Source organism: Odoribacter sp. Z80 (assembly GCF_009935865.1).
GTDB lineage: Bacteria > Bacteroidota > Bacteroidia > Bacteroidales > Marinifilaceae > Odoribacter.
The window spans coordinates 125,518-147,867 of the sequence record NZ_QWEL01000005.1; the positions used below are offsets into that span (position 1 = coordinate 125,518).

A 22,350-nucleotide genomic window follows, 5' to 3' on the forward strand; every position below is an offset into this window, starting at 1 on the left:
CGAATCAGGTTATGAAAGATTGGAAATGGATAGGTATATGTCTTCTTTGCGGAGTGTTGTTTTCCTGCTCGGAAGATTTAGGTAATTACGATTATCATGAGTTGACAGAACCCGAAATTACGGGAGTGGAGGCCAGAATGTCTGTATTGACTTTTGAACGGTTGCAATTGACACCGGATTTAGGAAGTCATGATTTTTCGGCAGAACGTTACGGATTTGAATGGAAAGCAGTTGCAACGGACGGAAGTGATGAGGTAACGGTATTGGGGACTGCCCGGGAGCTGGATTATGAAGTCAGGTTGCCGGAAGGGATGTATAAGTTGTATTTTACGGTGACTGAAAAGTCGAGTGGGGTATATTGGCAGCAGAATTATGATTTGCAAGTCAGTCAGGCAACTTCTGAAGGTTGGATGGTGTTGTGTTCGGATGGGGGCCGGGCCCGTCTGGATATGGTCTCGGTTGTCACAGGCCGGACGTATTTCGATGTGCTGAAAGACAACGGGATGCCTGTTCTGAACGGACCACGGCGCATTCAACATTTGTCTGCAGAACTTGCTCCGTCGGGTTCTCCTTTCTATTTGCTGACGGATGACGGGGCTACGCGTTTGGGAAAAAATGGTTTTGAATGGAAGGAAGAATACCGGGTGTTTTATGAGATGGGGAATGGTGCGGAACCTTTTCCGTATGAAATTGTTTATATGCCCAATGGTTTTAAGGTTATGGTGAGCGGGACGGATTTGTATTTTGCCGCTTTGGACATCGGTTTGTATGGTTTCCCGGTCAATAAAGATTTTAGGGTGGCTCCGAAAGTAGGATGCAATGTTTCGACCAAAGGGATCATGTATGGGGTGGCTCTGTTGTATGATATGGATCATAAACAGTTGGTAGGATATTGTCCGGGGTTGGGTAGTGATTTTTTCGGGAATCTGGAGTCTTTGTACGAATTGAATGAGTTCGGGGAGATTGCGGATGACTTTGCCAAAGCCGGGCGGATAAAGACCGGGGTAATAGGAGAGGCTTTTGACCGTTTTCCTGAGGGATTGGATTATGTGTATATGGAGAGTACGAAGTATGACCCGGGAAACGGAAAGATGGGAATTACTTACACGGTATTGGCGGATGGCGACCGGCGGTATGTGTATGGCATTCAATTGGGGGATATGCTCACTTATATGGATTGTTCCGCCGTATTGGGAAAGGCCTATTACGGGGATATCTCAGGTTGTACCGGAATTACCGGTGTGACTGATTTGTTTGCTTTCAGTTCCCTGAAGAATTATATGTACTATGCCGTAGGAGGAACGGTCTACCGGGTGGATTTATCCGGACAGCCCCTGAGAGCAGAAAAACAGTTTACGCTTCCCGGGGAGACAATTACTTGTCTCAAGTTTAATCTTTATCGCGGAAATAAATATGCAGAACGGATATACGATTTGGTGGTGGGAAGTGTAAAGGGAAACGAGGGACTTCTGCGGGTATATGACGGTTCGGACCTGGACGGTGATTTCAAAGGTAAAACACCTGAACTTTATCAAGGTTTCGCCCCGATCGTAGATGTCGAATTCCGGGAATTGACGAATTAATCCGGCAGTTTTAAGAAACTGAATCTATATAATTTTTTTATTAATCTCTAAATTTTGAATCTTATGAAAAAAATCTGGTTAATGTGGCTGATGGTATGTGCTGTATGTACATTTTCAGCTTGTTCTGATGATGATGATCCGATTCCGCAAAATCCGGTCACGGAAGTAAAAATGCCGGCTACTGCTGAAATCGGGACAGAAATCAATGTTTCCGGTAAGGGTTTTACAAATGGTGCGCAATTGTATTTAAAAGATACGGAAGGTGAGGAAACAAAAGTAGACGGAGTTGAATTTTCAGCTTCCGGAGCTATTTTTAAAGTACCGATGAGTTTGCAGGCTGGTGAATATACTTTGGTATTGTTGCAGAGTGGTAGATGGGAATTGGGAAAAATCACTCTGACGCCCGCTTCTCTGCCGGTAGTTGGTTTGGATGTGCCTGCCGAAGGGTTAATTGGTAAAAAATTAACTATTGCCGGTTCCGGTTTTAATGCTACGGCAAAAGTGTTTCTTGAAGATGCGGCCGGCACGCGGACCGAATTATCTGAACCGGATGTTACAAACGGTTTTGTGGCTAAAATTCCTGCAACAGTGTCTGCCGGTACTTACAAACTGGTATTGGCTCTGAATGGTGGGGAATGGACATTGGAGGATGAATTCAGCGTTGTTGTCGCTCCGGTGATTAAAAGAATAGCAGGGATAAGATATATCAGTTCTGTGGAGGTTACAGATTGGTCTCCTTTGGAAACGTTGCCCGAGGAGTATTTTGACATGTTTGGAGTTTCTTCGGCTGCAGAATTACGTGAGATGTTGGAGCCTCTTTTTGCTTCGATGTCGGGAGAGACCGGATTGGAATTGGTGTATGAAAATGGCCTTTTGAAAGAATCCAGGAGGGACGGGGAAGTGGCTTTTACTTTTTCCGGTACCGAGTATGAGATTTCAGGTGAAAATCAAGCTTATGATGGCTATAACACTTTGCGGTTTACTTTAAATCTGGAAGATGGGAAGGTAGGAAGCAGTTCCATGCAATACAAACCGGATGATGAAGCAAAGTCTTTTGATTGGCAATACGATGACAATAACCATTATCAGGGAACAATTGGTGGGGCAGGCAGATATTATACGCAATATGGTTTTGTAGACGGCAATTTGGTGTCTGATGAGAAAAATGGAATTGATTTATTTGAATACGGACAGCCTGAATGGAAAAATAATTCTTATGGCGTAGATGTGGCCATGTGTTTGTATCTTTTGGGTGATCCGGAAGCCGAGGAAGCTGAATTGTATGCTGCACTTTTGAGATTGAACGGAACTCCTTCCGTGAATCTGCCTTCTTCTGCTCTTTTGACAGGAAGTCCGATGCCTTTGGTTTATGAGTATGATGAAGATGGATATGTTGTATCTACGGAAATGTCAGGTGAAAGTATGGATGAAATGCTTGGCCTGTTACCTACGAAACTTTCAGATAGGTACGAGTTTGTTTACGAAGTGGTGGATTACGAATAAGCAAGGGAGAAATTACGATGTGTAGAATATGAGGGTGTCAAAAAACACCCTCATTTTAACAATAGAAGAATGAAATATTTGTTGTATTCCGTTTGGTTTTTGTTATGGACGGCCGGCTGTGTTTCGCATGACGGGTATGTTCTGACGGGGAATGTTCCGGAGGGATGGGAAGGAAGAAGGGTGGAATTGCTTGTTTCGGATGTGAATACTCCTTATGTTGCTGATAGTGCAGTTATTTCCGGAGGGAAATTTCAGTTGAAGGGAAAGTTTGCGATATCCCGTTATTGTAAAGTGATGATTTATTTAGACCCTTCGCGTCAAAATCCTTCATTGGTTTACCAGTGTCCGGTATATTTGGACAGTGTGGATGTGCGGATAGACTGTGGTTATTCCGGGGACCTGCCGGAATTTCAAGTGACCGGTTCTTCGGTTGCCCAACAGGAATATGAGGCGTACCGGAATGCCTGCCGGAATCTGGAGCGACAGTTGGAGTTGGGACTTTTGGGAAGTCAATACCGGGAGGCCCAGTATGTGAAGGAGGACGAAACACGTGCTATGGAGCTGGCCCGGGAAATGACGGAGCGTAAGAGACAATTGCGTTCTTTCCGGATGCAGTATATTAAAGACCATCCCGATTCGCCTGTGAGTTTTTATGTGGCCCGGGAATTGTGTGAAAGACAATCTGCTCTGGGCTTGGAGGAAATGGAACAGCTTTGGTCCGTTTTTCCTGCCGGGTTGCAAAGTTCTGAACCCGGAAAGGATTTCAGGGATTTGTTCAGGCAGAAAAAAGTGTTTTTGGGACAACCTTTTTTGGATATGGAGTTGGCTACTCCGGAAGGGGAAATAAAAAAAATTTCGGATTATGTAATTCCCGGACATTATACTTTACTGGAATTTTGGGCATCCTGGTGTACTCCTTGCCGGGAAGAGATTCCATACATGAAGGAAGCCTATGCGAAATACCATTCCAGAGGGTTTGACATTGTGAGCGTTTCTATTGACGTGGATCCGGAAGCCTGGAAGAAAGCGCTGGCACAGGAGCAGATGCCCTGGATTCAGTTGCAGGATTGGAATGCGCGTAAATATCCGGAAAAATCTGTTTTCAGGGCTTATGAGGGGAGTGGTGTGCCTTATTCCATTATGTTGGACGATGAGGGGAAGGTAATTGATTTTAATGCCCGGGGAGGATGGTTGAATATACTTTTATGTGAAAAGTTCGATTAATCATAATAATAAGAACATGAGAAATTTACTGTTTGTTATTTTGCTTTGCACGGTGGTGTCTTGCCAGAAGAAAAATTCCCGTGAGGCTGTTGTTTGTGTGAAAGTCGGGCATATGACTTATCCTAAAATCGGATTGTTTTTGAATGGAGCATCCGTACAATCGGAGTTAGATGCTCGGGGATGTGCCGAAATCAGGGTGGAAATACCCGGTTATGCTTATGCTCATTTACAATATGGTCAGGATTCCAAACTCCTTTTTCTGGAAGAAGGAGAGGAGGTGAAGGTCTCTTTTGACGGAGGAAAGTTTCGGGAAGGTATTCTGTTTGAGGGAAAGAATGCTTCGGCAGTGGACTTTTTGAATGCGGAGGCGGTAAGGTATCCGTCCGGAATTGACTATTCGGAAGAAGGCTTGAAGGCATTGGCTGTTCCGGTGGCAGAATATAAGAAGACGTTGGGGGTCAAAAGAAATGAAGCGCTGGAGATGTTGGATGCACATGATTTAGAGGCTGTCAATCCCTTGTTTGACCGGTTGGAACGGGAACGGATTAAATATCTGTATGCCCATGCATGGTTTATGTATCCAATGGGATATGCGTCGGTTTCCGGGGATACAGCTTTTCAACCGGGAGAAGATTATTATCAGGTGTTGCAGGAATATATGGTGGAAAATGAGAAATTGGTTTCTGTTCCGGAGTACAGGTCTTTTATTCGGGAAGCGGCTATTTTGTTTGCCAGACGGGAAGGACAAAAAGTGAACGGTTATTATGAAAGATTGCTTTGTAATGTAAAATACATAGGAGAACATTTTATTAATGAGAAAGTAAAACAGCCGTTGATTTTAATCTATGCAACAGAATATATAGACTCTTTCGGAAATGCGAATACGGAAGAGCTGAGCGGATTATGCAACCGGTATCTCACTGATCCGGAATGGAAAGCCCGGTATTTGGCTTGTTGTGCTAAAGAGTAACATTACTTGGATGTTTTTTCAGGAATAATTGTGATTTCCGGAAACCAACTGGTGTGAATTTCGTTTTAACTGGAAAACACCAAAAGGACAGACATGGAAAAAAAGAAAAATAATGTTTGGGTGACGATAGGGGTTATCGTCGTATGTGTATTGCTTCTTTACTGGCTTTTTGCCCGGACACTGATTGTTGAAAATGAGGAGCTGGAAACGACTAATGTTCCGGCTGTTATCGGACAAAGTCCGGAAGAATAAGTCAGTCGCATCCGCAATCACCGATACGTAAGATGTCATAACTTAGGGTGAGGCATGCTGATACAGGGAACAGTTTGTCCCCAAACAGTTTGTAATCCCGGACGACTTCCCTGACCCCGGCATTGATGCGGCACATTACATTCAAGTGTTTGGCAAGGCGGTGTTCGTACCCTATGACTATTCCAGCGTTCCAATCTTCCATGTTGTCATTTCCCGCATCGGATTCTTCGTTGAACGAGGTGGTGAATTGGGCATCAAAGGTATAGCTTCCGTAAATTCCGAACAGGAGGCTTGCCTTATTGCAGTTTAACATATATTTCAGGTAGACGGGTATGCCCACTTGTTTTAAATCAAAAGTGGCTTTTTGTTTTTCCTGAAGGTTTCCCCATGGTGTATTTACCTGTTTATGAACTTTGTATTTTAGTTGCTCGTAGTTTATTTCACTTCCCAGAAACCATTTCCGAGTAAAAGGAAAAGTCATTTTGAGTCCGGCGGTGGGTGTGAGGGATAAAACGGGATGATGAAACGTAGTTAGTATTCCACTGCCTCCTCCTGCTTGTAAAGCAAATGCTGCATCATAATCTTTTCTTCTGACCAGTTGACCGTAGCTTTCTATGGTTATGATTCCGAATATAAGAAAGAAGATAGCACGTTTCATGTTGTTTATATCAGTTTGTGATTCTTTTTTCTTTAGTTTTGATCGTAACCGGCAGCCTGAGCAATTTTACGCGGAATATCAATATTATCCAGTTTCCCTTGGAATAGTTCTGAACCGGTTCCGATAGCATATACGGGAACAACGCCTGCCGAGTGTCCCCCACTGGTCCAGCCGACCAATGCAATGCTGTTCAGAATCTTAACGGCTTTTCCTGCTAAAGGTTCATTAGAGGAGTAGAGGTTTTTCTCCAGCTCTACTTTTTCTCCCCGGAAGGAAGAGCGGTATACTTCTTTCAGTTCTTTTTCCTGTTTTTCATTTAATGGAACAGTTTTCCAGAAACCCATTTGTTCGGCCAGAAGGGCTTGTATTTCTTCCCAGCTTACTTTGTTGTTTTTTTCTTTACGCAGGGCCTTAATCATTTCTGTCAGTTGCTCTTCGGATGTTTTCTGGTGTTGCAGGACATTTAAATTCAATTTATAAGGGCCTTTCCCTAAAACAATACCTCCGGTTTCATGGTCTGCCGTAATGACAATCAGAGTTTCGTCCGGATGTTGGTGATAAAAATCCAGTGCTTTTTGTATGGCTTTTGCAAAGTCTTCCACTTCATTGAAGACGGTGGCTGCATCATTATTGTGGCAGGCCCAGTCAATTTTTCCTCCCTCTGTCATGAGAAAGAAACCGTTTTTATTGTCTTTTGTCAGAAAACGGATGGCATTCTCGGTGATTTGGGCTAATGTTAAGTCGTTATCCTGCCGGTCGATGGCGTAAGGTAAACATTTGGGAGATGCTTGTTCTTCCTGGAGAAATACGACCTTTTGGGCAGAGCCGGCTTTTTCGTTAAATTCTTTTGTTCCTCTGACAACAAGGTAACCGGAATCCTGCAGGATTTGAAAAATAGGGGCAGCCGTAGAATCTTTTTTATTTACGGGACGCAGAAATCCGGAACCTGCGTATAGGTCAAACCCGGTTTTGGGAAGGTCCGTAGCAATTTCGTAGTACATGTTCCGGTCGGGTTGGTGGGCATAAAAGGCGGCCGGAGTTGCGTGGTCAATGCTTGCCGTGGTGGTGATTCCCACTTTCTGGCCTGCTTCTTTTGCTTTTACTGCTATGCTGTATAAAGGAGCTGCCCGGAGGCTGTCCATGCCGATGGTGTTGTTTTTGGTCTTTGTGCCGGAAGCCAAAGCCGTACCTGAAGCGGCGGAGCATGTTACCGAATTGTATTTTGAATAGGTTGTGGCAAAATTAGTTACCGGAAATTGAGTGAAGTTTAAGGGTTTTATCCCGATATACCCTTCTTTTTCCGCCAAATACATTTCAGTGCCGTTTACCTGATTAACTCCCATGCCGTCTCCGATAAAATAGAATACGTATTTTGCTTTTTTCTCTTGCGAAGCTTGCTGACATTGTGGGAATAATACAATTACAGCAGTCAGGAAGGTGAGTAAATAGAAAGTCTTTTTCATGAATCTTTTCAGTTGTTTGTGCAAATGTAGTCTTAAATTATTACATATTTACAACAGGACCTGATGAAATTGACGGTTTTAGCAGTAAATTTTATAGTGTTCATAGATAAAAGGAAGAGATTTTATCTTTTGTTCGATAAAAACAAGACACAAACGGAGTTTTTGTTTTTATAATCATTAATTTTAGAGCGTCGGAGGAATTGCAATTTAAAAAATCGGGAAATTTCAGGACAGTTGAAAATCAAAATTAAATTAAACCTGTATGGGTAAGAAAAAAAAGAAAATGGAGCCGGGGATGGGCAAGACGGAGGTGCGGAAGCGGCTCAGTACGATAATAGCCAATCATCCGGGCGAAAGCTTTAATTATAAGCAGTTGGCTATGCGTTTGCAGATAAAGTCCATGGAAACGAAGAGACAAATATCGGAAGTCCTCCGTGAAATGGCGGGGGATGGGGAACTGGAAGAAGTTTCTATGGGAAGATACCGGATGAAGCGTTCGGGGGCTTATCTTACGGGTGAAGTGGAATTGACCGCTAAAGGAGCTGCTTATATTTTGTCCGGCGAGAGTGAAGAGGATATTTTTGTGGCTTTCCCCAATTTAAAGCATGCTTTGAACGGAGACAAGGTGAAGGTGCTGGTGTATGCCCGGAGTCGTAATCGCCGGTTGGAAGGAGAGGTTGTGGAAATTCTTGAACGGCGGAAGGGTACTTTTGTCGGCATTGTCCAGAAATCGGCTAATTATGCTTTTTTGATTCCGACAGGAAAGCAGTTGCCCTATGATGTGTTTATTCCTATGGAGCATTTAAACGGTGCGGAGAATGGAGATAAAGTGGTGGTGAAAATAAAAGATTGGCCGGAAAGCCAGAAGAATCCCGTGGGAGAGGTGATAGAGGTGTTGGGAAAACCGGGAGATAATGATACGGAAATGAACGCTATCATGGCGGAATATGAATTGCCGGTGAAATTTTCTCCTGCAGTGTTGAAGGCAGCAGAAAAAATTCCTTTGGAGATTCCGGATGCGGAAATCGGAAGACGGAGGGATTTCCGGAATGTGGTTACTTTCACCATTGACCCGAAAGATGCGAAGGATTTTGATGATGCACTTTCTGTCAGGAAATTAAAGGAGGGGATTTATGAAGTAGGTGTCCATATTGCGGATGTCAGCTATTATGTCAGAGAAAATTCCGTTCTGGATAAGGAAGCATACGGGCGGGCCACATCGGTGTATTTGGTGGACCGTACGATTCCGATGCTTCCGGAGCGTTTGAGCAACGGAGTCTGCTCTTTACGTCCCGATGAGGATAAACTGTGCTTCTCGGCTGTCTTTAAGATGGATGCCGATGCGCAGGTGTTGGACCAATGGTTCGGGCGTACGGTAATCCGTTCGAACCGTCGTTTTACTTATGAAGAGGCCCAGGAACTGATTGAAGGCGGAGAAGGCGATTATAAAGAGGAGATTGTGTTACTGAATGGACTGGCCGAAAGATTACGGGCGGAGCGGTTTAAGGCCGGAGCAATTGATTTTGACCGGGTGGAAGTGAAATTCGACTTAGATGAAAAGGGACGTCCCGTCGGAGTTTATTTTAAACGTTCGAAAGAAGCCAATAAACTGATTGAAGAGTTTATGCTGTTGGCAAATAAAAAAGTGGCAGAGCAGATCGGTAAACCGAAAGCAGGGAAAAAACCCAAGACTTTTGTTTATCGTGTTCATGAGCAACCGATGCCGGAGAAGTTGGAAAGTTTCAACCGTTTTGTCTCCCGTTTCGGATATGCTGTGAAAACGGGAAGCCGTAAAGCTTTAACCACTTCAATGAATCATCTGATGCAGGAGGTGAAAGACAAGCCTGAACAAAATATGATTGAAACCCTGGCTGTCAGGACTATGGCTAAGGCTGCTTATTCCACCGATAATATCGGGCATTACGGTCTTGCTTTTGATTTTTATACTCATTTTACCTCTCCTATCCGTCGTTATCCGGATGTGATGGTCCATCGTTTATTGCAACGTTATCTGGAAGAGGGGCGTTCGGTTAATAAGGAGAAATTCGAGGAATATTGTAAACATTCTTCGGATATGGAACAGGTGGCTGCTAATGCAGAACGTTCTTCCATCAAGTATAAGCAGGTGGAGTATATGTCGGATAAGTTAGGGGAGGATTTTACGGGTACGATTTCAGGCGTTACGCAGTGGGGGTTTTATGTGGAGCTGGATGATTCCAAATGCGAGGGATTGGTGTCTATGACAGAATTGGATGATGATTATTATGAGTTTGATGAAACCAACTACCGGATTGTCGGCCGGCATTATCATAAGGAGTATCAGTTGGGCGATTCGGTGCGGATTCGGGTGGCAAAAGCTAATCTGGTAGCCCGCCAGTTGGATTTTGAATTGGTGAAAGAATCCTTGCCGTCGAAGTCTGTAATACATGAAAAGGAGGGAACAGGTCAGGCGGTTCAAAAGGAGGGCTTCAAATCCAAATCCCGGAGAAGGAAAGAAAAGGCGAAACCGGAACGGAAAAAAGGAAAGAATAAAAATAGATAAGCGATGATTTCATTTACCATTTGTTTGTTGGTACTTGTTGCCGGTTATTTTGTGTACGGACGTTTTGTCGAACGGGTTTTCGGTCCGGATAATAACCGGCTTACTCCGGCTTTGACCAGGGCAGATGGTGTGGATTATATTCCTTTGCCTGCCTGGAAGATTTTTATGATTCAGTTTCTGAATATTGCCGGTTTAGGGCCGATATTCGGGGCAATTATGGGGGCTAAATTTGGTACGGCTTCTTATCTGTGGATTGTGTTGGGCAGCATTTTTGCCGGTGCGACCCATGATTTTCTGGCGGGGATGTTGTCTGTCCGGCATGGGGGAGAAAGCCTGCCGGAAATTATTGGCCGTTATCTGGGAACTACGACAAAGCAGATCATGCGTGGCTTTACAGTGGTCCTGATGGTGTTGGTGGGAGCTGTTTTTGTAGCCGGACCTGCCGGTTTATTGGCTAAGCTGACACCCGATTATATGGATGTTGCTTTTTGGATTATTGTTGTATTCATTTATTATATTCTGGCTACTTTACTGCCGGTGGATAAAATTATCGGTAAGATTTACCCGGTTTTTGCCATTGCTTTGCTGTTTATGGCAGTCGGTATTCTGGTGATGTTGTATGTTCATCATCCGGCTTTACCGGAACTGTGGGAAGGTTTGGAGAACACACATCCGAATGTTTCGGTATTGCCGGTTTTTCCCATTATGTTTGTGAGTATAGCGTGCGGTGCTATTTCCGGATTTCATGCAACCCAGTCGCCTATGATGGCCCGTTGTATGAAAAGTGAGAGATATGGCCGGCCGGTATTTTATGGTGCGATGATTACGGAAGGCATTGTGGCTTTAATCTGGGCTGCGGCTGCGACTTATTTTTATCATGGAAATGGTATGGGGGAGAGTAATGCAGCGGTGATTGTGGACTCTATCACTAAAAGCTGGTTAGGCACTGTCGGTGGGGTGCTGGCTATTCTGGGGGTTGTGGCGGCGCCGATTACTTCCGGGGATACGGCTTTCCGTTCCGCCCGGTTGATTGTGGCCGATTTTATGGATCTCGAACAACGAAGTATTCGCAGACGTTTGTATATTTGCCTTCCTATGTTTGTCGCTGCAATAGGAATTTTGCTGTATAGCCTGCGGGATGTGGAGGGGTTTGATATGATTTGGCGTTATTTTGCCTGGTCAAATCAGACATTGTCGGTGTTTACCTTGTGGGCCGTTACGGTGTATCTGGCCAGAGCGGCGAAGAATTATTGGATTACCTTTATTCCGGCTTTGTTTATGACCTGTGTATGCTCTACATATTTGTGTATTGCTCCGGAGGGTTTCTGTCTGGACCGGATGATATCTTACGGCGTCGGGATAGGATGTGCGGGTGTTGCTGTTGTTTGGTTTGTGGTTTGGAAGACCGGAAGAATGAAAAGTTTTTGAAATTCCTTTATTGTATTTTTGTATGATGAATAAAAAGAAACAGATTATTTTTTCTTCTCTTTTGGGGATTGTGTTGTTAGTGGTGATTTTTATACCTAAGAATAAGGAGGCGGAGCCTCTGGATGAGGTGGAAGTGACAGACTCGGTAGAAGTAAAGGAAATTGTTTATAAATATGGTATTCCGGTGGATGATTATGATGTGGATTACGGTTTCGTAAAGCGCAATCAGAGTCTTTCCACTATTCTGGAAAAGCATGGGTTATCCGTCCGGGAAGTATATCTGCTGGGCGAGAAGGCGAAAGGGGTTTTTGATGTCCGCCGGATTAAAAGCGGACAGGCATATGCGGTTTTTTCCACCCGGGATAGTTTGCCGAAGACAGCTTTTTTTGTTTATGAAGAAGATCCCCGTTCGTATGTCGTTTTTGATTTACAGGGAGATTACAAGGTGACAAGGGGACAAAATCCCGTAGAATGGCGGCGGAAAGAGGTAAAAGGGATTGTGGAATCTTCTTTGTGGTTGGCTATGCAGAAGTATGAAACCGATCCGCATCTGGCAGTGGTGTTGGCGAATATCTTCGGTTGGTCTATTGATTTCTTCGGCTTGCAGAAACAAGATGAATTTCGGGTTGTTTATGAGCAGGAATATGTAGACGGAAAGAGTCTGCTCAATTTCAATGTTTTGGGAGCTTCGTTCCGGCATGCTGACAGTACTTATTATGCAATTCCTTTTGTACAGGATGGTGAAATGCTTTATTACAGTGAAAAAGGGAATAGTCTGGAAGGTGCATTCCTGAAAGCTCCTCTGGATTTTTTCCGGATTTCTTCGCGTTTCTCCAATAGTCGTTTCCACCCGGTTCTGAAGAAATACCGGGCTCATCACGGGGTGGATTATGCAGCACCTACGGGTACACCGGTTTATGCTATCGGAAGCGGTAAGGTGATTGCGAAAGGGTATCAGGCGAAGGGAGGAGGAAATTACCTGAAGGTAAAACACAATAGTGTTTATACTACTGTTTATATGCATTTGTCCCGTTTTGCGAAAGGGATAAAGGTAGGCTCTGCCGTAAAGCAGAAGGAAGTTATCGGTTATGTTGGCGCGACGGGTTTAGCAACGGGACCGCACCTGGATTTCCGGGTGTATGAAAACGGCAGACCCATTAATCCGCTGACTATTAAATCCCAGCCGAAAAAACCGGTGAGCAAGGATAATATGCCTCAGTTTATGGTAGTCCGGGATTCGGTAGTCCGGATGTTGGACCAGATTTCTGATCCTCTTCCCCAGGATAGTATCTCTCCATCCTTCTTTTAAAGGGCGGGGAATTTTGTCCCTGGCCGGATGAATACAGATTCAATAGAGTTTATTCCGTTTGATTAGATAGGGCAGAAGTACATCCCGGAAGCCGGCGTTTATGTCTGCTTCCACAAAGTCTATGTGGAATTGACCGCAACGCAGTTTGAGGTTTTGATAAAATTCGGCTATTTTTTGTTTATAGGTTTCCCGGATTTCATTGGGGGAAAATTTAATCTCCCGTCCGCTTTCCATGTCAATAAATAAATGGGGACGGTTGGAAAATTCAAAGTCTTCTTCCATCCGTTTGTCTTTGACGTGAAAGAGGATAATCTCGTGTTTGTTGTAACGAAGATGTTGCAAGGCCGAGAACAGTTCTTCCGTATTGTTATTTGCAAACATGTCGGAGAACAGGATAACCAGTGATCTTTTCTGAATGGTGTCGGCGAGTTGATGAAGCACTTCGGCAGTGGAAGTCGTTTTATTTAAAGGAACTGCATTTTCTTTCAGAAGGTGCTGCAAGTGGGTATACATCATCTGAAGATGTGTGCTGCTGAGCTTTGCATCGGTGAGAGTTTCTATTTTGTCAGAAAAGAGGCAAAGTCCGGAAGCATCCCTTTGTTTGCGGAGCATATGAATCAAGGCCGCAGCACAATAGACGGAAAAGCTCAGTTTGGAGTTCTTAGGGGAATGATAGGGAAACAGCATGGACGAAGACGTATCCAGAACCAGATAAGACCGCAGGTTGGTTTCTTCTTCATATTGCTTGACAAAAAGCTTCTCGGTTCGTCCGTAAAGTTTCCAGTCGACGTGTTTGGTGGATTCTCCGTTGTTGTATACCCGATGTTCAGCAAATTCTACGGAAAATCCGTGGTAAGGACTTCTGTGAAGTCCTGTGATAAAACCGGCCACAATTTGAGAAGCAATAAACTCCAGGTTGTCGAACTGTTCATATCTGATGACGTCTTCCAGAGATTCCATATGGCTGATTTTCAATGAGAGGAAACTGAATAAAATTCAAATGTTCAAACACTCAAATCCATAGAGATTCGAATGTTTGAACATCCGGATTTTGAAACAAATTATAAAAGTTTGTTGATTTTTTCAACCAAAGAAGCTTTGGGAACTGCTCCTACTTGTTTGTCTACGACTGCTCCTCCCTTGAAGAACAGGATGGTCGGGATGTTACGGATGCCGAATTTGGCTGCTGTTCCCTGATTGTTGTCTACGTCAACTTTAGCTACTGTAATTTTACCTTCGAATTCATTGGAAAGTTCTTCTACAATCGGAAGCATCATTTTGCAAGGTCCGCACCATTCTGCCCAAAAGTCTACCAATACGGGTTGTTCTGATTTAAGGACTACTTCCTCAAAATTAGAATCATTTACTGCTATAGCCATAATGTTATTGTTTAAAAGTTAGATATTCATATTTTCTCCGCTAAGTTACAACAAATTTACAGATATAAAGGATTCCGTTTAATAATAGAACGTTAAAATTTGGTTTTAGCTGATCTTCATTTTAATAGCTTCGTTATTTTCAAAATATTCATACAATTCTCTGGATTTCCTTATTTTACAGGTTCTGGAAAACATCTTGACATGGTTCCCCTGTCGGTCAAACAACATGAAATTCAGAGGAATATCGTTGTTTTTGGCCGAGGGTTCCTCAAAGTCTTCCGGGTTGGCATTTTTTTGTGTTTTTTGCTGCACTGCTTTTTGTTGAGTTGCTTTATAGGTTTCGCTGTTGATGTCGGTGGTGAAAAGGTCGTGGATTTCCGTTACCGTTTCTATTGTCAGTTTTTCAATATCCACCAGCAGGGTAATGGAGCGGATGGCATTCTCTGCTATGGTTTCCAAAAGGCCTACGCTCTGGATATTAAAGGTGAGCTCGTTGCCTTCTTTTCCCCATTTCGGTCCTATCTTCCCTTTGACATAAATAGAGGTTTCGTCAATGAAATATTGATGGAAATCGGCGTAGTCTTTTCCGAAAAAAGCCAGTTCGTATGTTCCGCTGAAATCTTCTATGGTGAGGATGCCAAAGTCTTTGCCGGTTTTGGTCTTTCCTTCCCGTCTGGATGTGATGATTCCGGCAATGGTGACCTCCCTTCCTTTGAAATTATCCAAACCGCCGTTTATTTCTTCCAGAGGAGTGCAGAGTAATTGCATTTCCAGCTTGAAAGGGTCCAGGGGATGGGAAGTCAGGTAAATGCCAATGAGTTCTTTTTCTTTTTTCGACTTTTCATAGTCATGCCAGGGTTCACAATCCGGTATGTTGGGTTTGGCTATCTCAAAACCTTCAAGCTCCCCGAACAGGGTGGCTTGCATACTGAGGGCGTCTTGCTGGTTTTTCTGTCCGTAGTTCACTAAGGTGTCCAGAATTGTTGTGTTGGCGTCTACCAGTTTGAAATATTGGGCCCGATGAAACCCGAAACTGTCTAATCCTCCTGCTGTAACCAGGTTTTCCAGAGTTTTTTTGTTTACAGCTTTATAGTCGATGCGTTCGAAGAAGTCGTAAACATCTCGGTAGGGGCCGTTTTTTTCCCGTTCTTCAATAATTCTTTCCACTGCTGCTTCTCCTACTCCTTTGATGGCGGCCATGCCGAAACGAATCTGCCCGTGGGAGTTTACTGTGAAGTCATTATAGGATTCATTGACATCGGGTGCCAGTACATTTAATCCCATGCGTTTGCACTCGTCCATGAATACGGTTACCTTGGTAATATCCGACAGGTTATTACTTAAGTTGGCGGCCATGAACTCGGCCGGATAGTGGGCTTTCAGAAAACCTGTCTGATAGGCAATGTAGGCATAGCACACCGAATGGGATTTGTTGAAAGCATAAGAAGCGAATGCTTCCCAGTCTCCCCAGATTTTGTTCACGAGGTCTTCGATATTCTTTCCTTTTTCCTGGGCGCCTTTGACGAATTCCGGATTGTTTTTGCAGCCTTCTACGAATTTGCCTTTCAGTTCCGCCAGCAACTCGAATTTTTTCTTCCCCATGGCTTTTCGCAAAGTGTCGGACTCTCCTCGGGTGAATAATCCCAGGGCCCGCGATTGGAGCATCACCTGTTCCTGATATACTGTAATTCCGTAAGTATCTTTCAAGAAGGACTCCATCATGGGATGGTCGTATTCGATAGGCTCTTCTCCGTGTTTACGCCGGATAAATTGGGGTATATATTCCATAGGTCCCGGACGGTAAAGGGCATTCATGGCTACCAGGTCTTCAAAGCGGTTGGGTTGCAAAGCGCGAAGGTGTTTTTTCATTCCCGGCGACTCAAATTGAAATAATCCGGTGGTATCTCCTCGTGAAAACAGTTCGAAGGTTTCCTTATCATCGAGGGGAATGGCATTTTCGTCCAATACCAGATGTTTGGATTTTTTGATATTCTCCAAACAGGTTTTGATAATGGAAAGGGTGCGAAGGCCCAAAAAGTCCATTTTTATCAGTCCGATGGGCTCAACAAAGTGACCGTCATACTGGGTAGTCATCAGGCTTTCTCCTTCGGTCGGCATAATCGGGATATGGTCGGTTAGGGGGTCGCGGCTGATGAGGATTCCGCACGCATGTACTCCGGTCTGGCGGATGGAGCCTTCTAAGGTTTCGGCAAACTGGATGGTTTTGGAGATGAGAGGATTGAGGGATTGTTTCTCTTTCTCCAGTTCGGGATTTTCTTTGTAAGCTTTTTTGAGGGTCATTTTGGGAGCCTCCGGCACCATTTTGGCAAGGCGATTGGCTTCCGCAAGTTCGAGTTTCAGTACCCGTGCGACATCTTTGATGGCCATTTTGGCGGCCATACTGCCGAAAGTTACGATATGTGAAACTTTATCCTGTCCGTATTTCTGGGTAACCCATTCCAAAACTCTTTGGCGTCCATCGTCGTCGAAATCGACATCGATATCAGGCAGGGAAATACGGTCCGGATTAAGGAAACGCTCGAACAGCAGGTCGTATTTTACAGGGTCGATGTTCGTGATTCCGAGGCAGTAGGCTACGGCGCTGCCGGCGGCAGAGCCCCGGCCGGGTCCTACGATAACCCCCATGTCACGGGCAGCCTGGATAAAATCCTGTACGATGAGGAAGTAACCTGGAAAACCCATTGTCTTCATAATGTGAAGCTCAAATACGATTCGTTCCATGATTTCGGGACCTGGATTTTCACCGTAACGCTTTACCACTCCTTTCAGGGTTAGTTCCTTGAGGTAGTCGGCTTCCAGTTTGATTCGGTAGAGCCGGTCGTAGCCTCCCAGTTTTTTTATCTTTTTATGGGCTTCTTCTTCGGAGAGGACGACATTCCCTTTTTCGTCCCGGGTAAATTCATTGAAAAGATCTTCCTGTGTGAATTTCCGGCGATATTCCTCTTCGGTTCCCAATTCCGGAGGAATCGGGAATACTGGCATCAGAGGATCGGAATCGAGTTCATATTCTTCTATTTTATCAGTTATTTCCTGTGTATTTTCGATGGCTTCGGGCAAATCTGCGAAAAGGTCTGTCATTTCGCGGATTGTTTTAAACCATTCCTGCCGGGTGTAGCGCATGCGGTTCGGATCATCGATATCCTTGCGGGTATTCAGGCAGATTAGCAAATCGTGGGCTTCCGCATCTTCTTCATTCAGGAAATGCACATCATTGGTGGCAATGAGTTTGATATTCAGTTTACGCGCAATCTTGATTTTCTCTTGTATGCACAATTGTTGATTGTCATAGATTTCGGCCCTTTGTCTGGGGTCGTCTGTCGGGTGGCGCATGACTTCCAGATAATAGTCTTCGCCCAGCAGGTCTTTATACCATTGGGCAGCTGCTTCGGCTCCTTCTATATTGCCGGCCATAATTTTCTGGTCGATTTCTCCTCCCAGACAGGCGGAAGAAATGATCAGGCCTTCGTGATGCTTTTCGAGAAGTTCCTTATCGATTCGGGGACGATAATAATAGCCGTCCACAAAAGCTGCAGAACATAGTTTTACCAGATTGCGGTAACCGGTGAGGTTTTTGGCTAATATAATAAGGTGCTCTCCTGAGCGGTCAATGGGTTTTTCCTTATTGAACCGGGATACCCGGGCGACGTAAGCTTCGCATCCGAGAATCGGCTTTATCCCTTTTTGCCGGCAAGTGTCGTAAAATAGTTTTATTCCGAACATATTGCCGTGGTCTGTCAGGGCCAGTGCGGTTTGCCCATCAGCTTTCGCTTTCTCAATCAATCCCGGGATGCTGGCAGCACCGTCAAGAATGGAATATTGTGAGTGGACGTGGAAATGAGTAAACTTCATTCAATCTAAAATTTGTGAACGGTTTTTTCGATGACTTCCGGAAAATACTGATATTCCAGTTCATGTACGCGGGCAGCCAGAGTGTCGGGAGTATCACCGGGGAGTACCGGGCATTTGGCCTGGAAAATAGGAGCTCCTTCGTCGTAATGGTCATTTACATAATGGATGGTAATTCCGCTTTCTTTTTCTCCGGCGGCGATTACGGCTTCATGAACATGATGGCCGAACATGCCTTTCCCGCCATAGGCCGGCAGGAGAGCTGGGTGAATGTTGATGATGCGTTGGGTGTAAGCAGAGGTAATACAGGGAGGCATCAGCCATAAAAAGCCGGCAAGAACAATGAAATCCGTTTTTTCTTCCTGCAACTGGTGCAATATTTTTTCCGGGTTATGAAGTTCCGGACGATTAAAAACAAGTGTAGGGACATTGTATTTTTTTGCTCTTTCCAAAACATAAGCATCCGGGACGTTGCAATAGACTCTTTTTATGCAGATTTCTGGTTTCTGTGCAAAATATCGGATGATATTTTCGGCGTTAGAACCTGAGCCTGAGGCAAATATTGCTAAATTTTTCATAATGTAATCGGTTATATATCAAGACGATAAAGGTAATTAAAGTTTAATTATTGGCAAAAAATTTTTCAGTGAAAAAAATAAAGTCTAAATTTGCCCTCTGAATGTAGATAAATATGCGCATTTTTGCGTGTAGAGTGAAATTAAAAAGAACGTCTAATTAAAATTTTAAGCTATGTCTGACATTACTGAAAGAGTACAACGGATTATTGAGGAAAAATTGGGTGTTGATGCATCAGAAGTTAAACCGGAAGCTACCTTCACCAATGATCTGGGTGCAGACTCTTTGGATACTGTTGAGCTGATTATGGAACTGGAGAAAGAATTTAACATTACCATTCCCGATGATCAGGCAGAAAAAATTGTTACTGTAGGTGATGCTATCTCATACGTAGAAGCTAACGTAAAGTAATTTAATATCATTTTTATGGATTTGAAACGAGTAGTAATTACAGGTCTTGGTACGATCAATCCTTTAGGTCATAATGTGCCTGAGTTTTGGGACAACTTAATCAAGGGCGTCAGCGGCGCCGGTCCTATTACTCGTTTCGATGCATCGAAATTCCGTACCCAGTTTGCCTGTGAGGTGAAAAACTACGAACCGACTGAATACTTTGATAAGAAAGAAGTTCGTAAAATGGATCTTTATACTCAGTTCGGCATCATTGCTGCACGGGAGGCAATAAAAGATTCAGGTTTGGATCTGGAGCAGACGGATAAGAGACGGATCGGTGTGATTTGGGGAGCCGGAATCGGTGGTTTACAGACCTTTTTTGAAGAGTGTGATACCTTTTCGAAAGGAGATGGGACGCCGAGGTTCAACCCTTTCTTTATACCGAAGATGATAGCGAATATGGGAGGAGCGATGATCGCCATAGAAAACGGATTGAAAGGTCCGAACTATACGACGGTCTCTGCTTGTGCTTCTTCCGCTCATGCTATTGTCGATGCATTGAATTTAATTCGCCTGGGAAAAGCTGATGCTATTGTTGCAGGAGGGTCTGAAGCTGCCGTTACCGTTCCCGGTGTTGGCGGTTTCAATTCAATGAAAGCCCTTTCTACCCGCAATGATGACCCGAAAACAGCTTCCCGTCCTTTCGACGCAGACCGGGACGGCTTTGTTATCGGCGAGGGAGGTGCTTGTTTGATTCTTGAAGAGTATGAACATGCCGTAAAAAGAGGCGCTCGTATTTATGCTGAAATTGCCGGAGGAGCCGGCAACTGTGATGCCTATCACATGACAGCTCCGAATTCGGAAGGCGCTTATGAGGTGATGTTACTGGCTCTTGAAGATGCAGGTATGAAACCGGAAGATATTGATTATATCAATGTTCATGGAACTTCTACCGGATTAGGAGACCTTTCCGAACCTACAGCAATCCTTAAAGCGTTTGGCGAACATGCTTACAAGCTGAATATCAGTTCTACAAAATCCATGACAGGTCACTTATTGGGAGCTGCCGGTGCTGTAGAAGCGATTGCTTGTACTTTGGCTGTAAAGAATGATATTGTCCCTCCGACAATCAACCTTCATAATCTGGATCCGGAACTTGATCCTAAATTGAATTTTACATTCGGTAAACCCCAGAAACGAAGTGTGAATGTAGCCATTAGCAATACTTTTGGCTTTGGCGGGCACAATGCATGTGTAGTAATTAAAAAATAATCACGTACTAAATTTTGGACTGTGATTAGACAAATCATTCAATCCATAAGACTTTACCTGAATCGGAAGGGAGAGTTTTATGGATTGTCTATTTCTCAACTTGGCTTTGTTCCGGGTAATAAGAGTCTTTATCGTTTGGCTCTTTTGCATAAGTCGGCTTCTCAAGTAGCAGCCAACGGTGTGGTGCTGAATTACGAACGTCTGGAGTTTTTGGGAGATGCCGTGCTGGGAGCTATTGTTGCCGAGTTGCTTTATAAATTCTTTCCTAATAAAGATGAAGGTTTCCTGACCCGTGTACGTTCGAAAGTCGTGAGCCGGGAATCCTTGAACGAGTTGGCTATCTATATTGGCCTCGATAAGGCTGTGGTGGCAAAGTCGGATATTTCCCGGAATAAACATGTTTATGGAGATGTGTTTGAGGCGTTTATCGGTGCCATGTTTCTCGACCAGGGATTTGTCCGTACCAAACGTTTTATAGAAAAGTTTATCTTTCCCAATTTTTTTAATATAAAAGACCTGGTTTCCGTAGATACCAACTACAAAAGCCGGTTGATTGAATGGGGACAAAAGAATAAATTGGATATCCAGTTTCAGACAGAAGCTTGTTTCCGGGGCCGCCGGAATAAATTCTCTTGCCTGGTTTGTATCAATGGGGAAGAAAAAGGACGGGGTGTAGGTTCCTCAAAAAAAGAGGCTGAACAGAATTCGGCCCGTATTGTCATTGACAGCCTGAAACAGGAGGCTGACGGAGGGGTGGAAATTTAAAAAACTGAATCCTGATAAGAACATCAGAATCCAGTTTTTGTCGACTAACGGTTGTCCGTTATATTATTCCCTTACTCTTTCTACGTAAGAACCATCTGAAGTAGAGACACGGATTTTTTCACCGGTTTCCACAAATAGGGGAACCATTACTTTTGCTCCGGTTTCCACTTCTGCCGGTTTCAGGGCGGTAGACGAGGCAGTATCACCTTTCAGACCCGGTTCGGTATAAGTGACTTCCAATACTACGCTGGGCATCAGTTCCACGTAAAGCGGAGTTTCCGTATCGGCGTGTACCACCATTTCTACGGCGTCACCTTCTTTCAGGAATTGCGGTGCATTGATCAGATCGCCCGAAATGTTTATTTGCTCGAAAGTCTCAGTATGCATCATCACGAAATCTTCTCCTTCCTTGTAAAGGAATTGATAGGGACGTCTTTCAATACGGGCTGTATCGATTTTGATACCTGAGGTGAACGTATTTTCCAGGATACGGCCGGTTTTTACATTTCTCAGCTTTGTTCTGACAAAAGCCGGACCTTTGCCAGGTTTTACATGTTGAAACTGTACGATTGTATATAGATCATCTTTGAATACGATACACAATCCATTACGGAAATCTGCTGTTGTTGCCATTTATTCGTAATTTATATTTGATATGTATTATTTGAGGGGACAAATATATGAAAAACAGATGAAAGTGACAAGATAGAAGGTTCCGGATAAAAAAATACCCTCCAGAGTCCTGGAGGGTATTTTTTATCCGAAATAAAATTATTACTGTACCGGAGTTTCTGCTTTGTAAGAATAATCTCCAAATCCTAACATCGGGAAGAAGATGAACGGAAGCAGGATTAAACCGATGGTGAATCCGATGCCCTGGCCGAATCTTTTTGCAATCTCATTGTACAGCATGATAGCAAAAATAATGTTGACGAGGGGAATAAAGAACATAATCACCCACCATCCCGGTTTTTGTGCTATCTGGGTCATAAGATAAACATTGTAGATAGGAATTAAACATCCCCATCCCGGTTGACCAGCCTTTTCAAAAGTCTTCCATAGCCCTGCGAGTACTACTAATACAATCGCCAGATAAATAATAGTTCCAATCATAATTTTTAGATTTTAAAATTAATTTAGCACATATATGAATTGAAAGCGCAAAA

19 protein-coding genes are annotated in these 22,350 nt (G+C 43.9%); 11 read left to right on the forward strand and 8 right to left on the reverse strand.

The features are described 5' to 3' along the window. Window positions 1-11 precede the first annotated feature (11 nt). The 5 genes from D1136_RS06650 to D1136_RS10850 all read left to right on the forward strand — a co-directional run bounded on the left by D1136_RS06650 (window position 12) and on the right by D1136_RS10850 (window position 5,532). Entirely contained in the window at window positions 12-1,583 is a 1,572-nt protein-coding gene (locus D1136_RS06650; protein WP_161876843.1) for a PKD-like family lipoprotein, read from the forward strand. A gap of 63 nt (window positions 1,584-1,646) precedes the next feature. Continuing rightward, a complete protein-coding gene (locus tag D1136_RS06655) occupies window positions 1,647-3,086 on the forward strand; it encodes a hypothetical protein (protein WP_161876844.1) in 1,440 nt (479 codons plus the stop codon). A 69-nt stretch (window positions 3,087-3,155) separates the two neighbouring features. Next, on the forward strand, window positions 3,156-4,310 hold the full coding sequence (locus tag D1136_RS06660) for a TlpA disulfide reductase family protein (protein WP_161876845.1): 1,155 nt from the start codon (window positions 3,156-3,158) through the stop codon (window positions 4,308-4,310). A gap of 16 nt (window positions 4,311-4,326) precedes the next feature. Beyond that, window positions 4,327-5,280 carry a hypothetical protein gene (locus D1136_RS06665; RefSeq protein ID WP_161876846.1) on the forward strand — a complete coding sequence of 318 codons (954 nt, stop codon included), beginning with the start codon at window positions 4,327-4,329 and terminating at the stop codon, window positions 5,278-5,280. A gap of 93 nt (window positions 5,281-5,373) precedes the next feature. Then, on the forward strand, window positions 5,374-5,532 hold the full coding sequence (locus D1136_RS10850) for a hypothetical protein (RefSeq protein WP_202623082.1): 159 nt from the start codon (window positions 5,374-5,376) through the stop codon (window positions 5,530-5,532). Window position 5,533: 1 nt separating this feature from the next. On the opposite strand, the gene D1136_RS06670 is transcribed toward D1136_RS10850, so the two are convergent. Together D1136_RS06670 and D1136_RS06675 are read right to left on the reverse strand one after the other, a co-directional pair. Continuing rightward, the gene (locus tag D1136_RS06670) at window positions 5,534-6,190 is read right to left on the reverse strand and encodes an outer membrane beta-barrel protein (protein ID WP_161876847.1); all 657 of its coding nucleotides are present in this window, start codon (window positions 6,188-6,190) and stop codon (window positions 5,534-5,536) included. A 32-nt stretch (window positions 6,191-6,222) separates the two neighbouring features. Further along, on the reverse strand, window positions 6,223-7,653 hold the full coding sequence (locus D1136_RS06675; protein WP_161876848.1) for an alkaline phosphatase: 1,431 nt from the start codon (window positions 7,651-7,653) through the stop codon (window positions 6,223-6,225). A gap of 262 nt (window positions 7,654-7,915) precedes the next feature. On the opposite strand from D1136_RS06675, the gene rnr reads away from it, so the two are divergent. Genes rnr through D1136_RS06690 form a run of 3 tightly spaced genes read left to right on the forward strand, consistent with a single transcriptional unit; the run spans window position 7,916 to window position 12,932 of the window. After that, window positions 7,916-10,195 (forward strand): ribonuclease R, encoded by a 2,280-nt coding sequence (gene rnr, locus D1136_RS06680; RefSeq protein WP_161876849.1) that lies wholly within the window; start codon window positions 7,916-7,918, stop codon window positions 10,193-10,195. A gap of 3 nt (window positions 10,196-10,198) precedes the next feature. Further along, window positions 10,199-11,623 carry a carbon starvation protein A gene (locus D1136_RS06685; RefSeq protein ID WP_161876850.1) on the forward strand — a complete coding sequence of 475 codons (1,425 nt, stop codon included), beginning with the start codon at window positions 10,199-10,201 and terminating at the stop codon, window positions 11,621-11,623. A 22-nt stretch (window positions 11,624-11,645) separates the two neighbouring features. Further along, complete coding sequence (locus D1136_RS06690) at window positions 11,646-12,932, forward strand: peptidoglycan DD-metalloendopeptidase family protein (protein WP_370461319.1); 1,287 nt, start codon at window positions 11,646-11,648, stop codon at window positions 12,930-12,932. Window positions 12,933-12,971: 39 nt separating this feature from the next. On the opposite strand, the gene D1136_RS06695 is transcribed toward D1136_RS06690, so the two are convergent. From D1136_RS06695 to purN, 4 genes are all read right to left on the reverse strand, one after another. Then, window positions 12,972-13,892, reverse strand: a complete 921-nt coding sequence (locus D1136_RS06695) for a DUF58 domain-containing protein (protein ID WP_161876851.1) — start codon at window positions 13,890-13,892, stop codon at window positions 12,972-12,974. A 101-nt stretch (window positions 13,893-13,993) separates the two neighbouring features. Further along, entirely contained in the window at window positions 13,994-14,311 is a 318-nt protein-coding gene (gene trxA / locus D1136_RS06700; protein ID WP_161876852.1) for a thioredoxin, read from the reverse strand. Window positions 14,312-14,416: 105 nt separating this feature from the next. After that, entirely contained in the window at window positions 14,417-18,181 is a 3,765-nt protein-coding gene (dnaE, locus tag D1136_RS06705; protein WP_161876853.1) for a DNA polymerase III subunit alpha, read from the reverse strand. A 5-nt stretch (window positions 18,182-18,186) separates the two neighbouring features. Then, the gene (gene purN / locus D1136_RS06710) at window positions 18,187-18,756 is read right to left on the reverse strand and encodes a phosphoribosylglycinamide formyltransferase (RefSeq protein WP_161876854.1); all 570 of its coding nucleotides are present in this window, start codon (window positions 18,754-18,756) and stop codon (window positions 18,187-18,189) included. Window positions 18,757-18,928: 172 nt separating this feature from the next. Between purN and D1136_RS06715 the strand changes: the two genes are divergently transcribed. Genes D1136_RS06715 through rnc form a run of 3 tightly spaced genes read left to right on the forward strand, consistent with a single transcriptional unit; the run spans window position 18,929 to window position 21,184 of the window. Further along, window positions 18,929-19,165, forward strand: coding sequence for an acyl carrier protein (locus tag D1136_RS06715; RefSeq protein WP_161876855.1), 237 nt, complete (start codon window positions 18,929-18,931; stop codon window positions 19,163-19,165). Window positions 19,166-19,180: 15 nt separating this feature from the next. Then, on the forward strand, window positions 19,181-20,419 hold the full coding sequence (gene fabF, locus D1136_RS06720; RefSeq protein WP_161876856.1) for a beta-ketoacyl-ACP synthase II: 1,239 nt from the start codon (window positions 19,181-19,183) through the stop codon (window positions 20,417-20,419). Between the two features lie 21 nt (window positions 20,420-20,440). Next, on the forward strand, window positions 20,441-21,184 hold the full coding sequence (gene rnc / locus D1136_RS06725) for a ribonuclease III (protein WP_161876857.1): 744 nt from the start codon (window positions 20,441-20,443) through the stop codon (window positions 21,182-21,184). Between the two features lie 63 nt (window positions 21,185-21,247). On the opposite strand, the gene efp is transcribed toward rnc, so the two are convergent. Further along, entirely contained in the window at window positions 21,248-21,817 is a 570-nt protein-coding gene (gene efp / locus D1136_RS06730; RefSeq protein ID WP_161876858.1) for an elongation factor P, read from the reverse strand. Window positions 21,818-21,958: 141 nt separating this feature from the next. Continuing rightward, window positions 21,959-22,297: a DUF5684 domain-containing protein gene (locus D1136_RS06735; protein ID WP_161876859.1), complete on the reverse strand. Its 339-nt coding sequence runs from the start codon at window positions 22,295-22,297 to the stop codon at window positions 21,959-21,961. Window positions 22,298-22,350 lie beyond the last annotated feature (53 nt).